The following is a 14,371-nucleotide window of genomic DNA, read 5'->3' as shown; positions in this document are numbered from 1 at the left end:
TTGAGGACCCGAAAGATCCCCTTTTTTGCGCCGCCTGCCCCCCCGAAGAAAGAACCCTGCTCACAAAGGAACACGGTCCCGGGGGGGTGGGAGGGGGGGGGGGGGGGGCCCCCCCCCCCCCCCCCGGGTGCGGTAGCCGCCGCTACCGGCACTCGGGCGCGACGCCCGTCATCGACATGAACGCGACCGTCTGGCATCCGGGGTCCGTGTGCGGACGCCCCGTCGTCCAGTCGACGACCGCCTGGCCCCCGGCCGCCAGCAGCAGTACCGCCAGCGTCGCCACGATCCCCGTGACCGCGCCCCTGGTCAGGCGGCGCACCATACCCCCATCGGCAGCGGGGCGCCCTGGAAGACCGGCACGTCCCGCAGAACCAGCATCCGTTCCATGGCGGCATCATCACCCCGCCCCCCGCATCCCGCCACCCGAAGTGACGGGGCGGTCACGCGGCGGCGCCCCCGGTCACCCGGCTCCCCCGGTCACCCCGAGCCGCGCGGGGTGCCCCCGGCGTCGAACTCGCACCAGACGGCCTTCCCGTCGCCCCGGGACTCCACCCCCCAGTGCGTGGCCAGGGCGTCCACCAGCAGCAGCCCGCGCCCCGTGGTGGCCGCCTCGCCCGGGGTGCGCCGGCGCGGCCACACGCTGGAGCGGTCCTTGACCCACAGCCGGATCCGCCGCACCGGCTCGGGCAGCACCTCCATGGTCAGCACCGCCCCGCCGTCGGTGTGCAGCAGGGCGTTGACCAGCAGCTCCCCCGCGGCGAGCTCGACGTCGTCGGCGAGTTCGGCCATGCCCCAGTCGCGCAGGGCCTGCCGCAGGGCGTAGCGGGCCTCGGACAGGCCCTCGGGGTCGGCCTGGTGGACGTACTGGTGGATGCGCGGCGCCCGGTGGGTGCCGGGGTCCGGGGCGCGGCGCAGGACGAGCAGGGCCACGTCGTCGCCGGAGCCCCAGCGTTCCCAGAGCCGGTCCAGGAGGTGGTCGGCGAGGGCGCCGGCGCCCTGGGGGCCGCTGCGGACGGCGTGGGCGAGGGAGTCCATGCCGGTGGTGATGGTGGTGCCGGGTTCCTCGACGAGCCCGTCGGTGCACAGGACGAGCGTTTCGCCGGGGACCAGGTCGAGGCGGGTCTCGGGGAAGTCCTCGTGTTCGAAGACGGAGGCCAGGCCGAGGGGGAGGCCGCCGCGGACGTTGGGCCAGCCGGTTCGGCCGTCCGTGTGGCGGATCAGCGGGCCGAGGTGGCCGGCGCGGACGGCCCGTACGCCTCCGGTCTCCAGGTCGACCTGTGCGTACATGCAGGTGGCGAAGCGTTCGGTGTCGAGTTCGGCGAGGAAGCGGGAGGCGCGCGCGAGGACGGTGGAGGGCGGGTGGCCCTCGCCCGCGTAGGCGCGCAGGGCGATGCGCAGCTGGCCCATGATGGCGGCGGCGTGGGTGTCGTGGCCCTGTACGTCGCCGACGACGATGCCGACGCGGTCGCGGGGCAGGGCGATGACGTCGTACCAGTCGCCGCCGACCTCGCGCCCGCTCCATGCGGAGTGGTAGCGGACGGCGATCTCCCCGCCGGTGATGTCGGGGATGCGGCGGGGCAGCATGGCGGCCTGGAGGCCGGTGGCGAACTCGCGTTCCTGGTCGAAGAGGAGCGCCCGCTGGAGGGACTGGGCGACGATGCCGGCGAGGCCCAGGCACAGGTTGCGTTCCTCGGGGCTGAACTCGGTGCGCCGCCGGTAGAAGAGCACGAGTCCGCCGATGGCCTTGGCCTGGGCGATCAGGGGGAGGTAGGCGGCCGCGTCGTAGTGGATGCGGCGCAGGTAGTCGGCGAGCAGGGGGAACTCGCCGGCGAGTTCGGTGAGCGAGGTGACGAAACGTGCCTGCCGGCTGAGGATGGCCTGGGAGAGCGGCAGCGATCCGTCCAGGCGGGTGAACTTGCGCTCGCTGAGGATCTCCAGGGTCTCCCCGCTCAGCGCGATGATCTTGATGGTGCCGTTCTCGACGAGGCCCAGCGCCAGCCCGTCCGCGCCGAGCCGTTCCAGCGCGCCGGCGCCGGTCAGGGCGGCCGTCACGTCGTCGACGGTCACCGCCCGCGACAGGGCCTCGGTGGTGCGCTGCACGATGGCGGCCTGCTGGACGCGGGCGCTCTCCAGTCTCCGCAGGACCGTCGCGTGGGCGAGCTCGGCGGTGGCGTCCCGGACGATCCCGGCGATCCGCAGGGGCCGGCCGTCGTCGTCGCGCAGCACCCGGCCGGTGGTGTGGGTCCACTGGTCGCGGCCGTCGCGCCGGCGCACGGTGAAGTACGAGCCGTAGGTGGACCCGCCGGCCTCCAGCACCGCGGTCACGGTGTCCGAGAGCCGGGCCGCGTCGTCGGGCGGGATCCGCACGCCGAGGGCCTCGGGGGTGTGGTCGAACTCGGCCGGCTCCAGGTCGAAGACGGCCAGGCCGGCCTCGTCCAGGCTGAGGGTGCCCGCGTCCAGGTCCCATTCGAAGCTGCCCATGCCGTTGAGCGCGAGCCGCTCCCCCGGGCCCGTCACCAGCCCTGGAGTGCCGCGTTCCGGTTCGTCGCGCTCCGCCGCTGCCACGAGAGACACACCACCTAACGGCCTGGCCAGCACGGCTGGGAGATGAGCCGCTCCCACTCCTCGTCAGGATGCCCCGGAAGGGTGCGCCCGGCCTCTCGCCACCGCTTGACGAGGGAGAGGTAGATCGAGGGCTGGTCGCCGGCCCCGAAATGACCGGCGGCCCGCCACCCGTACGACGCTCCGTGCGGCGCCGCGTACGACGCCCCGTGCGATGCCCCGTACGAGGCCCCGGCCGCGCCCCGGGGCGGCTGGCCCGCCGCCCGGGCCGTGGGCTGCTCCCCGCGGCTGGCGGGGATGCGCACCCAGCCACGGCCGCCCTGTGCTCGCTCCGCGCCCATCGCGGACCCCTCTCAGGTGGATCTCAGCGTAGATACGTCTCCGGTCGCCCGGCGGCGGCCCGGACCGGCCGGGACGCGCCGGAGGAGCCCGGCAGCGGACCCCGGGCGCCGAGGCGCTTGCGGACTCCCTTCACCAGTCTCCCCGCCGTGAACCCCGCACCGTGCACGAATCGCATGGAAGGTCCGAATGAGGGAGCCGTCAGCAGTCCCGCGAAGAACAGCCCCGGCCAGGAGGACTCGAAGCCCGCGCTCAGCTCCGGCGTGCCGCTGCCGCCCACCGTGGCCAGCGCGGCCCGCAGCCGCGCGTCGAGCAGCTCCAGCCGGTCCAGCCGCGGGGCGAACCCGGTCGCCGCGATGACGTGCGCGGTGTCCAGTACGACGGACTCCCCGGCCGCCGTGGTCAGCCCGAGCCGGGTACGGCCGCCGCCCGCCGCCACCGCCCGGGTCAGCCGGTGCCCCATCAGCGCGGGCACCCGCCGCTCGAAGCGGTCCCGCAGCCACCACGCCCCGGCGGGCCCCAGCGCCGTGGCGGCGATCCGCTCGCGCGTCGGCGCGGGCAGCCGCCGCACCGCCCACGGCAGCTCCGACCACACCCAGCTGCGCCAGCCGGTGCCGAGCCCGCTGTGCGGCTCGCGCAGGGCCCGGGCCAGCGGGCGTTCCAGCGGCTGCGGGACGGTGTTCCAGTTCAGCCGGGACCGCCGGGCCACCAGGCACGGCCGGGCCCCCGCCTCCGCGAGCAGCGCGGCCGTCTCCAGCGCGGCCTGCCCGGCGCCCAGGACGGCCACCTCGCGCCCGGCGAAGCGGGACAGGTCGCGGTGGCCGCTGCTGTGCGAGTAGTGGCCCGGGGGCAGCTCGCGCAGCACCTCGGGGTACTGCGTGAAGGGCATCACCCCGACGGCCAGGGCCACCGTGCGGGCGAGCAGCGGCGGACCGTCGGCGGTGCGGACGAGGAAGCCGTCGCCCTGCGGGGTCACCTCGGTGACGGTGGCCTCCTCCACCTCGGGCAGGCCGGCGTGCCGGGCGAACCAGAGCCCGTACGCGCTGAAGGTGGCGATGGGCAAAGGGCTGGCGTGCTCGGCGGCCAGGCCCCGGGTGGCGCAGTAGTCGGCCAGGGTGTAGCGCCCGCCGGGCGCGGAGAGGTTCGAGGACCAGGGCTCCGACTTCAGGTACATGCCCTCGGGCATGTGGTCCCGCCAGGACGCCATGGGCCGGCCCAGCACCCGTACCCCGAGCCCGGCCGCCGCCGCGTGCGCGGCGATCGACAGCCCGTACGGCCCGGCGCCGACCACCACGAGATCGTCCGTCCGCCTCACGGCCACTCCTTCCACCAGATCGCCACCGAGTCACCACGCCGCAGCGCCGCGGCGGCACCACGCCGCCGCACCGCCGCTCCACCGAACCGCGCCGGAACACGACGCCGCGTCAGATGTCACGGCGTCACCGCACCCCCGCCTCAAGCCCGCGACGCGGCGCCACCGCATCCCGGTGCCCCCGCTCCCGACGCCCCCGCATCCCGACGTCCCCCGCGTCGCCGCGTCACCGCCTCACCGCATCACGAAGCCACCGCGTCACCGGCCCACCTCGTCACCTCGTCACCGGCTCACCAGCTCGTCCGGCTCCGCCGAAGCCCCCGGCGGGGCCTGGCCCGCAGCCGGTCCCGGGGGCTGGGACCGCGGCCAGGACCGTTCGCCGCCGCGCTGGCGCGGCGCCCGCACCGCGCGGACCGTACGCCGCCCCTGCGCGGGGACGCCCCGCAGGGCGCGGGCCCCCTTGCCGAAGCCGCGCCGCAGCAGCGCGCCCAGCATCGCCAGGAACGGCCACAGGTCGTCGAGGGCGAACCAGGCCGCCTCCACCCGCCCCCGCTCCCCGCGCGGCAGCACCCGCACCGGGCCGGGCCGCGCGTCACGGCCCCGCTCCCCGGACGCGCCGCCCGCCGGCCCCGCCGCGGCGGGCACGCCGGGGGCGCGGCGCGGCAGCGCGCGGCCCCGTACGGCGGCCAGCAGCGCGTAGTTCTCCGCGACGAAGACCCGCCCGGGCCCGCCCGCCGGCGAAGGCACCCGCTGACCCGTCAGGTCCAGGTACATGGCCTGGACCACGTCCAGCCCCGAGTCGTCGGCGAACAGCCGGAACTGCGCGCCGGGCCGCGGGTTGAAGTCCACCAGCCGGAACGTGCCGCACTCGTCCCGGCGGAAGTCGAGGTCCAGGATCCCCTGGTAGCCGAGCCGTTCGGCGAGCCGCAGCGCCGACTCCTCCACCGCCGGGTCCGGCAGCCAGCGGCCCACCGCCGTCAGCCCGGTCCGCACCGGCCAGGACAGCTCCTTGCGCCCCGAGCCGGCCAGCAGCGGCCGCCCGTCGCGGGCGAAGGCCCCGTGGAAGAACCAGTCGGTGTCCGGCCCCGCGGGCAGGAACCGCTGGAGCAGCAGCCGGCTCCCGGCCTCGGCGGAGCGCTCGTACAACCGGCGTGCGTCGGCGGCCGTGTTGACGAGCGTGGTGCTGCGCAGCCCGGCCCCGGCCGGCAGCAGCCAGGGCCGGCTCCACTTCGCCACCACCGGCAGCCCGAGCCGCCACGCGGCCCGCGCCGCCTCGGCGCCGCTCGCCGGGATCACGGTCTCCGGGTGCGGGACGCCCCAGCGGGCGCACAGCCGCGACAGCTCCGCCTTGTCCGCCACCCGGGCGGGCAGGTCGTCGGGCTGATGGGGGATCCGGAAACGGTCCGTCAGCATCGGTGCGACCCGGGACACGGCGATGGCGCTCATGTCGTCCATCGCCACGAGCACCGCCGGCCGCCCGATCCGCTCCGACACCCCGACCAGGCACTCCAGCAGCGCCTCGGGCGCCTCCGGGTCCAATCCGCCCTCGGGACCGGCGTGCACGGCGCGCAGATAGCGCGAACGCCCCACGGGACCTCCCCCGGCTTCGACGACGGCATGGACCTCCACGCCCTTGCGCCCCAGGGATCTGACGGCGCCGAGGGTTCCGTGGTGGAACGGATTCCGATCGAGTCTGAGCAGAACAGCGGGCACATGGCCGTCGAACGCGTTCATGGGAACGGTGTCTTTCACCTAGTCGGACCAAGCGGAGAGGATGCGCACCTGCGAATGGCCTACCCAGCGGCCACCGGACAGGCCATTCGTCAGATCTGATGCCTAACGTCTTTTGCAAGCACACCGGTTCGCGAAAGCTCGGGAGACGCCATGCCCAGACCACGCCACCGCCTGGTGAGCACCTGCGTCGGTACGGTCACGGCCGGGCTGCTCGCCACCGGTGCCGCACTCGCGGCCCCGGACGACGAGCCCCCCAGGGGCTCCGACACCGCCATGGGCGCCTACCTCGGCTACGGGCCGCCCGGGGTCGCCCGCATCCCCTACCTGTCGCACTGGCTCGGCGGCAGGGAGATCCGGGTCGGGCACACCTATCTCCCCGGCGACCAGTGGCCGGGCATCGAGGGCGGCGTGGACTTCCTCGCGGACTGGGCCGAGTGGCGCAAGGCCCAGGACGACCGGATGTTCGTGCTCAACGTGCCGATGCAGGCCCGCAACGAGGACCGGGTGCCCGACTGGCAGGTGGTCCAGCTGATCCGGGCCGGCGCGGAGGGCCAGTACGACCGGCACTTCCGCAAGCTCGCCGAGCGGCTGGTGGCGCTGGGCGTCCCGGATACCGTGATCGTGCTCGGCTGGGAGATGAACGGCACCACGTACACCCACCGCTGCGGTCCCGACCCGGAGCACTGGAAGGCGTACTGGAGGCGCATCGTCGTCGCGATGCGCTCCGTCCCCGGGCAGCGGTTCAAGTTCGATTTCGCCCCCAACCGGGGGACGGACGCGATCGGCTGGACCAAGTGCTACCCGGGTGACGACGTGGTCGACGTCATCGGCATGGATTCGTACGACCAGGGTCCGGGCCGGACCTTCGAGGAGCACGTCCGCCAGCCCTACGGGCTCCAGCAGCACGTCGACTTCGCGAAAGCGCACGGCAAGCAGATCTCGTACCCGGAGTGGGGGCTGTTCCGGAACGGGGACAATCCGGAGTACATCCGGCAGATGCTGAAGTGGATCGACCAGCACAAGCCGCTCTACCACACCATCACCGACTACTGCCCGCACGGTGTCTGGCGGTGCAAGCAGAACCCGCAGTCGGCGAAGGTCTTCCGCGAGGCGATGGGCGAGCACAAGCCGTCCGAACCGGCCCCGCAGGTCCCGACGCCGACGCCGCCCGTGGTCCCGACGCCCCCGGTGGTCCCCAAGCCGGACCTCCCGACGCCCCAGGTCCCGACGCCGCAGTTCCCGACCCCGCAGGTCCCCAAGCCGGAGGCGCCCAAGCCGGACGCTCCCAAGCCCGAGCTCCCCAAGCCCGAGGCACCCAAGCCCGAGGCCCCGAAGCCGGACGTGCCCAAGCCCGAGGCACCCAAGCCCGACGTCCCCGCCCCGCAGACCCCGACGCCCGAGGCCTCCGTGCCGCCGGCCGAGCCCGCTCCGGTGGACCCGGCACCCGTCGACCCGGCGCCGGCTCCCGTCGAGCCCCCGCCGGCCGTCCCGGAACCGGTGCCCGTCACCCCGTCGCCGGACATCACGGTCCCGCCCCCGCTCCCGCCCGAACCGGCCCCCGAGCCGTCCCCCGAGGCCTCGCTGCCCGCACCCCCGGTGCTGTCCCCGAGCCCCCTCGCACCCCGGCCCCAGCCGACCACGCCCAGGCCCGAACCGAAGCCCGAACCCAAGCCCGAACCGAAGCCCCAGCCCAACGACAGCAGGCAGTGGTGCCTCCCGCTCGACTTCGGCGAGTGGCTGAACGGCCTCCTCGGCGGCCACCAGTCGCTCTGCTTCCGCTTCGACTGGGGCAAGGACTCCGGCTTCTGGCCGTTCTAGACGGGTCCGCTCCGGACGGGTCATCGGACCCGCAGTTCGTTCAGCCGCGCCCGCCAGTCCCGGGCGGCCGGCAGCGCTTCGCGCAGCGCGTCCACCGCCCGCTCGCGCCCCGTGATCTGCGACTCGTACAGCCGCAGCAGGGGCGCGAGCGCCTGCGTGGCCAGCAGCAGGCGCTGGTTGACCACCGTCTCGGGCCGCCAGTGGTTCTTGTACGGCTCGTTGCCGCGCAGGAAGCTCACCACCGGGCGGCCCTCCTCCAGGGCCCGGCCCGCCTCGTAGCGCAGCAGCAGCGTCGCGACGTCCACCTTCCGCTCGCGCAGGTCCGGGTCGGCCCCGTACAGGTAGCCGCCGCTCAGCGCGGCCGACAGCAGCGTCACGTTGGCCGCCACCACCTTCCCGTCCAGCCGGAACTCGGTGAGCCGGCCCTCCCCCGCCCGCACCATCCGCCGGGTGGCCCGGGTCAGGTGTTCGGCGAAGCGCGGCCTCAGGTGCTCGGGGGTCACCCCGCGCCCCCGCCACTGCTTCTCGTGGAGCCGCAGCAGGGTGCGCACGGCCTGCGGCACCTCCCGCTCGGTGACCTCGTGCTCCTCGATCCCGGCGGCGTCGGTCTTGCGCAGCTTGGCCCGCACGCGCTGCGCGCCGGAGGCAGGCATCCGCTTGACGAGCTGGTCGAAGGGGAGCGCGGGCAGCTCCATGCAGGTGGAGTCGGCGGCCTTGGCGCCGACCCCGGGCCACGCCTCGTACAGCGCCTCCGCGGCGGCCCCGGGGCGGACCTCGCGCAGGTCGACGACGGCCGAGCGGGCGGCCCGGTGCAGCCCGTTGGCCAGGGCCGGGACGACCTGGCCGGCGTACTCGGCGGCGACGAGCACGTCGAAGTAGTCGGTGATCGGCCCGCCGAGCGGCACCAGCCGCGGCAGCGGCCGGTGTACGAGCATCAGCGCGGCCGCGCCGACGAGCTCTTCGCCGCGCCGCACGAGCAGGACCCGGAGCCGGCCGTCCTTCCCGTACGACAGCCACCAGGAGTGCAGCCAGGCGTGGCTCTGGAAGGGGGTGGCGGTGGGGCAGTTCCGGACGAGCCGGTTCCAGGACTCCTCCAGCGCGGCGAACTGCCGGGGGTCTCGGCACAGCGTCACCGTCAGGGCCCCGGCGGAGCCCCGCGTCATCGCACGGACTCCTTCTCCTTGGTCTCGGTGTGCTCGCCCTGGGCGGGCAGCGAGGCGTACTCCTCCACCGCCGGACGGCCCGCCCCCTGCTCCTTGCGGCGCGCCGGGCGGGCCAGCAGCCACAGCCCGCCGAGGAGCCCGCCGGCGCACAGGCCGACGGCTCCGCTGATGGCGGCGGACGGGGAGGCGGGGTCGCTGGGCGCGACGGCCTGGTTGAACAGGAGCAGCTGCACGCCGGTGTTCTTCGCGGCCTGGTTGCTGCTCAGCGAGAGGGCGTCGGCGACGGCGTTGGCGACGTCGGCGGCCTCGGAGGGGCTCTTGGAGGTACCGGTGATGGCGATCATCGGCGAGTCGGGGGAGGTCTCGGCGCGGACCTGGGTGCGCAGCCGCTGGGCGCTGATGCCGGCGCGGGGCTGCGCGTAGGCGAGGGTGGAGCTGCTGGTGGCGATCCGCCCGTAGGCCTGGGCGAAGCCGAGGGCGGTGGCCGGCTCGGTGGTCTCGTTCGGTACGGCCACGACGTAGCTGGTGGCGGCGTACTCGGGGGCCTTGAGCACCCCGTACGCGCCGCCCGCGGCCAGTCCGAGCAGGGCGCAGGCGGGCAGCGGCCACCAGGCGGGCGGCGGCAGGAGCCGGCGCTTGCGCTCGGAGCGGTGGTCGGACTTCTTCTGGTCGGGGGTGTCGGCCATGTGCGGTGCCTTCCTGGGTGGAGGGGGGTTGGTGCGGTCCCGGCCGTTCCCCTGGCCGGGGGTGGAGCGAGGGGGGATCAGCCGTCCCCGCCGGGTTCGGCGAGGACCGGCCCCGCCTGGGGGCACCTCCCAGCGGGGGCTGGGGGAGTCCGGGGTGCGGGTTCCGCGCCGGACGCGGCCCCGCGCTCGCGCGGCCCGCCGACGGTTCCGGGCGCGGGCACCGGGACGGGCACGGCGGGTGCCGGCCCCTGCGGGCGCGCCGAGGGCAGCGGCCCCGGCCCGGAGGCCCCGCCCCCGGCCGGAGCGCCCGCGTCCCGGCCGCCCTCCGCGCCGAGGCCGGGCCCGGCCGGACCGGCCCCGCTCGGGCCGGCACCCCGGCCGTCCGCCGCGTGAGGGACCGGCACGGCGGATCCGGACCCGCTCGGGCCGGCACCCAGGCCGTCCGCCGTGGCGGGGCCGGGGCCGGATCCGGTCACCGTGGCCGGGCCGGGGGTCGGCGCGGCCGCCGGCCCCGGCACGGCCGGGTCGGCCCCCGCCACCGCACCGCCGCCGGCCCCCGGCACGGCCCCCGGCACCGCGGCCTCCCCCGGCGCGGCCGGCGCGGCCAGCGCGAGGGCGTACACGTCCAGGAGTTGCGCGGCGGTGCGCGTGATGTCGTACCGGCGCACCACCGGGGGCGGCGGTAGCCGGCGCGCGCCCGCCTCCATGTGCCCGCGCAGCGCGGCGACCAGTTCCTCGGTGCCGGTGCCGATCCGCCGGGCCCCCGGGGCCTGCACGGCGGGGAGGTCGTCGATGGCGGGGCAGGTCACGTGCAGCACGGGCAGCCCGGCGGCCAGCGCCTCGACGACGGCGAGCCCGAACGCCTCCTCCCGCGACGGGGAGACGAACACGTCCATGGCGGCCAGCAGGGCGGGGATCCCGGGGGTGCGCCCGTCGGGGCTGTCACCGAGCGGGTCGCGCTCGCCGAGGAGGTGGATCCGGCTCTGGGCGCCCAGTTCGGCGGCGAGCAGCCGCAGCGCGGCCCGTTCGGGGCCGTCCCCGGCCAGCAGCAGGTGCGCGCCGGGGAGTGCCGCGACGGCCCTGACGAGTACGTCGAACCGCTTGCCCGGCACCAGGCGCCCCACCCCGCCCACCACGAAGGCGCGTTCGGGCAGCCCGGTCCGGCTCCGGGCGGCGCGGCGTACGCCCTCGTCGAAGCGGAAGCGGGCGGCCTCGATCCCGTTCGGGACCACGTGCACCCGGGCGGCGGGCACGCCCCACCCCTCCAGCCGGGCGGCGACGGTCGCGGAGACGGCGACGGTGGCCGCGCCGAGCCGCTCGCTCGCCAGGTACAGGGCGCGCACCCCGCCGGTGAGCGGGCGGCCCTCGATCTCGCCCTCGCCGAGGGAGTGTTCGGTGGCCACGGTGACCGGGACGCCGGCGAGCCGGGCCGCGAGGCGCCCGTAGACGCAGGCCCGGTAGAGGTGGGTGTGGACGAGGTCGTAGCGGCCGCGCCGGATGAACCGGACCAGCTTCGGCAGGGCGCCGAGGTCGCGGTTGCCCCGCATGCCCAGGTTCACGACCCGGACCCCGTCGGCGCGCAGGCCCTCGGCGACGGGGCCGGGGTTGGTCAGCGTCAGCACGTCGCAGGGCATCGGCATGTACCGCAGCAGCAGGCGCAGTTGCTGCTCGGCGCCGCCGACGCCCAGCCCGGTGATGACGTGCAGGGCCCGGACGTCCTTGAGGTCCTTCACGTCCTTGAGGTCCTTCACGCCCTTGGGGCCCTTCACGCCTTCGAGGTCCTTCACCGCCGCACGCCCCTGCGCAGCTCCCGCGCCTGGTGCCGCAGCTGCTTGGCGCGCAGCCGTGCGGGTCCGTCGGCCTGGCTGACGTGGGTGCGGGGCAGGGCGTGGCGGCCGGCGAGCCGGCCGGGGGAGATCGCGCAGGCGTAGTCGTAGCCGGCGGCGCGGGCGGCTTCGACGACCCGGGCGTCGAGGTGCCCGTACGGGTAGCAGAAGCCGTCGGGGAGGGTGCCGGTCAGCTCGCGGATCAGCTCGCGGCTGCCGCGCAGCTCCTGCTGGAGGACGTCGTCGGGGGCGGCCGTGAGGTCCTGGTGGAGCAGCCCGTGGGAGCCGATCTCCTGTCCGGCGGCGGCGACTTCGCGGATCTGCTCGGCGGTGAGGAGGGGCTTGCGGGGGCCCAGCGGGTCCCAGACGTTGTCGACGCCGAGCCGGCCGGGCAGCACGAACAGGGTGGCCGTGCAGTCGTGCCGGCGCAGCAGGGGCAGCGCGCGGGTCAGGAAGTCGGTGTAGCCGTCGTCGAAGGTGAGGCCGACGAGGCCGCGGGCGCGGCCGGCGGCGCGGGCCCGCAGCAGTTCGCCGACGCCGACGCCGCGCAGCCCGCGGGCGCGCAGCCACAGCAGCTGGGCCTCCAGGGCGGCCGGGGTGACGGTGATCCCGTACGGGTCCTCGGCGGGGTCGGTGAACTCGGCGACCGAGTGGTACATCAGGACCCACGGGGCCGGGCTCCGGCGGGCGGGGCCCGTCACGGCGGCGGGGGCCGTGTCGGTGTCAGCGGACATGGCGGAACCTCTGGGTGAGCTGGGTGATCCGGTGGGCGGTGTGGGAGCCGAGCTGGGCGATCTGGCCGGGCAGGGCGGTGATCTCCAGCGCCCGTATGGCCATCCCGGTGGCTCCGAACATGGCGGGGACGAGCAGGCAGCCGAGGGCGGCGCTGACGAGCGGGTCGGCGATCATCGGGCCGGCGAGCCAGCCGGTGCCGCAGGCGGCGGCGGCCGCGACGGCGAGCCGGCCGATGCTGACGGCGACGCGGCGGACCTGGATGGCGATGATGCGGGAGCCGAGGCCGGTGAGGAGCAGGGCGGCGGTGGTGGAGATGCCGGCGGCGTTGGCGGCGGCGATGCCGTAGGTGCCCCACCAGCCGACGGCGAGGGCTCCGGCGACGATGTTGACGAGGAGTCCGGCGGCCATCGCGAGCGCCGGGAACCAGGTGGGCCGGGAGGTCGAGAAGAAGGGCCGGGACAGCGCGCCGACGAGGCAGTGGCCGAGCAGGCCGAGGCCGTAGACCCGCATCGCGGAGGCGGTGGCGAGGGTGTCCTGGTGGGTGAAGGCGCCGCGTTCGAAGAGCACCTGGATGATCTGCGGGGCGTAGCCGATGACGAGGGCGGTGCCCATGAGGACGGCGAGGGAGGCCAGCGCCAGGTCCTGCTCCACCCGCCGGCGGGCCTTCTCGCGCTCCCCGCCGGCCATGGCCTGGGCGACGACGGGGAAGGTGACGGTGCAGATCATCAGGGACAGCACCATCGGCATCTGCGCGACTTTCTGCGCGTAGTTGAGGTGCGAGATGGCGCCGGGCGGGAGGGAGGCGGCGAGGAAGCGTTCGACGAGTACCTGCGACTGCCGGAAGACCGCGAAGAAGATGACGGGGGCGATGACCCCGAAGGCGATGAGGGTGGGCCGGTCGCGGTCGCGCTGGCTGCGCGGGGCGCCCTTGGCGCGGCTGGGGGCGAAGCCGACGTTGCGGATGAAGGCGGGGAGCTGGACGAGGACCATCAGCAGCCCGCCGGCGGCGACCCCGGCGGCGGCGGCCCGGACCCCCCACAGGGTGTGGAGGGCGACCATGGTGCCGATGATCCCGACGTTGTAGGAGACGTAGATCGCGGCGGGCGGCAGGAACGAGCGGTGGGCGCGCAGGGCGGCGCTGAAGTACCCGGCGATGCCGAAGGTGATGACGGTGAGGGCGGTCATCCGGGTGCACTGGACGGCGAGTCCGGGGTCGGGCAGGCCGGGTGCGAGGACGCCGACGACGAGCGGTGCGGCGACGACGAGGACGGAGGCCACGGCGGCGAGGAACACGACGAGCCGGGGCAGGGTGGCGCCGACGAGGAGGCGTACGGGGTCCGCGGCGCGGGCCTCGCGGCGGGTGAGGCCCGCGCGGCTGGCGGCGCGGCGGGCGAGGGCGTGGCTGAAGGCGGGGACCATCAGCAGGGCCATGGCGTCCTCGATGAGGAGCGTCGAGGCCATCTCGGGGACGGTCCAGGAGATGAGGAAGGCGTCGCTGTCGTGCCCGGCGCCGAAGAGGTGCGCGATGGTCTGGTCGCGTACGAGTCCGAACACGGCCCCGGCCGCGGTCAGTCCGGCGGTGACGGCGGCGGCCTTGGCGAGGAACCGGCCGAGCGGCGCGGTCCCGCTGCCGCCGGTCTCACCGGTTCCGGCCTCGCCGGCCGGCGGGACCGGGCCCCGGACCTCGGGGGCCGGGCCCGAGGGGGTGCCGCGGCGGCCCGCGACCGCGCAGCCGGGCCGCGCGTCCTGCCTCACCGCGTCCCTCACCGCGTCCCGCACCCCGTCGCGTACCGCGTCCCGTGCTCCCTCGCGTACCGCGTCCCGCACGTCCGACCCCCACGGCTCGGCCATCGTCCGGCCACCTCCCGCGCCTGCCCGTCCCGTGTCCGGCGCGCCGGGTGCGCGCCCGCGGCCGTCCGCCGCGCCCTGCTCGGCCGGGGTCCCGCCCCGGCCCGGGCCGTCGTATCCCGGTGCCGCGGCGGGCGGACCCGCCGGGGTTCCGGGATCCGGCGCGCCCGGGCCGGGGGCCGGGTCCGGGATGGTGCGGCCGCGGCCGGCCGGGGGGCCGGCCGGGGCGGTACCCGCGGAGCCCGGGGGGGGGGGGGGGGGGGGGTGGGGGGGAGGGGGGGGGGGGGAGCGAGGGGGGGGGGTTCACGTGGCCCCATCTACCCCTCCGCCCGAAGCAGCGACTCCAGC

The 14,371-nt window shown here is 76.1% G+C and carries 10 protein-coding genes and 1 pseudogene; 1 reads left to right on the top strand and 10 read right to left on the bottom strand.

All coding sequences use genetic code 11. The features are described 5' to 3' along the window. Window positions 1–142: 142 nt before the first annotated feature. The 5 genes from AC07A6_RS40000 to AC07A6_RS39980 form a co-directional block, all read right to left on the bottom strand. Window positions 143–322, bottom strand: coding sequence for a hypothetical protein (locus AC07A6_RS40000; protein ID WP_362471342.1), 180 nt, complete (start codon window positions 320–322; stop codon window positions 143–145). A 155-nt stretch (window positions 323–477) separates the two neighbouring features. After that, window positions 478–2,574 (bottom strand): SpoIIE family protein phosphatase, encoded by a 2,097-nt coding sequence (locus AC07A6_RS39995; RefSeq protein ID WP_478780382.1) that lies wholly within the window; start codon window positions 2,572–2,574, stop codon window positions 478–480. A gap of 5 nt (window positions 2,575–2,579) precedes the next feature. After that, window positions 2,580–2,903: a hypothetical protein gene (locus tag AC07A6_RS39990; protein ID WP_478780381.1), complete on the bottom strand. Its 324-nt coding sequence runs from the start codon at window positions 2,901–2,903 to the stop codon at window positions 2,580–2,582. A 23-nt stretch (window positions 2,904–2,926) separates the two neighbouring features. Further along, the gene (locus AC07A6_RS39985) at window positions 2,927–4,216 is read right to left on the bottom strand and encodes an NAD(P)-binding domain-containing protein (protein ID WP_478780380.1); all 1,290 of its coding nucleotides are present in this window, start codon (window positions 4,214–4,216) and stop codon (window positions 2,927–2,929) included. A 279-nt stretch (window positions 4,217–4,495) separates the two neighbouring features. Next, entirely contained in the window at window positions 4,496–5,947 is a 1,452-nt protein-coding gene (locus AC07A6_RS39980) for a carboxylate--amine ligase (RefSeq protein ID WP_478780379.1), read from the bottom strand. A 150-nt stretch (window positions 5,948–6,097) separates the two neighbouring features. On the opposite strand from AC07A6_RS39980, the gene AC07A6_RS39975 reads away from it, so the two are divergent. Next, the gene (locus tag AC07A6_RS39975) at window positions 6,098–7,765 is read left to right on the top strand and encodes a glycoside hydrolase family 26 protein (protein WP_478780378.1); all 1,668 of its coding nucleotides are present in this window, start codon (window positions 6,098–6,100) and stop codon (window positions 7,763–7,765) included. Window positions 7,766–7,785: 20 nt separating this feature from the next. Here AC07A6_RS39975 and AC07A6_RS39970 read toward each other — a convergent pair whose 3' ends face one another. From AC07A6_RS39970 to murJ, 5 genes and pseudogenes are all read right to left on the bottom strand, one after another. Further along, window positions 7,786–8,928: a GNAT family N-acetyltransferase gene (locus AC07A6_RS39970; RefSeq protein ID WP_478780377.1), complete on the bottom strand. Its 1,143-nt coding sequence runs from the start codon at window positions 8,926–8,928 to the stop codon at window positions 7,786–7,788. Next, entirely contained in the window at window positions 8,925–9,614 is a 690-nt protein-coding gene (locus AC07A6_RS39965; protein WP_478780376.1) for a YveK family protein, read from the bottom strand. Before AC07A6_RS39965 ends, AC07A6_RS39970 begins: the two co-directional genes overlap by 4 nt. A 605-nt stretch (window positions 9,615–10,219) precedes the next feature. Next, a pseudogene (locus AC07A6_RS39960) lies at window positions 10,220–11,347 on the bottom strand (glycosyltransferase); the annotation flags it as partial. A 50-nt stretch (window positions 11,348–11,397) separates the two neighbouring features. Then, complete coding sequence (locus tag AC07A6_RS39955) at window positions 11,398–12,174, bottom strand: polysaccharide deacetylase family protein (RefSeq protein WP_478780375.1); 777 nt, start codon at window positions 12,172–12,174, stop codon at window positions 11,398–11,400. Further along, window positions 12,164–14,026 carry a murein biosynthesis integral membrane protein MurJ gene (gene murJ, locus AC07A6_RS39950; RefSeq protein WP_478780374.1) on the bottom strand — a complete coding sequence of 621 codons (1,863 nt, stop codon included), beginning with the start codon at window positions 14,024–14,026 and terminating at the stop codon, window positions 12,164–12,166. Before murJ ends, AC07A6_RS39955 begins: the two co-directional genes overlap by 11 nt. Window positions 14,027–14,371 lie beyond the last annotated feature (345 nt).

The sequence above is a fragment of the Streptomyces sp. NPDC044002 genome (genome assembly GCF_056434525.1).
This window is presented reverse-complemented; position numbering and strand designations above follow the sequence as displayed.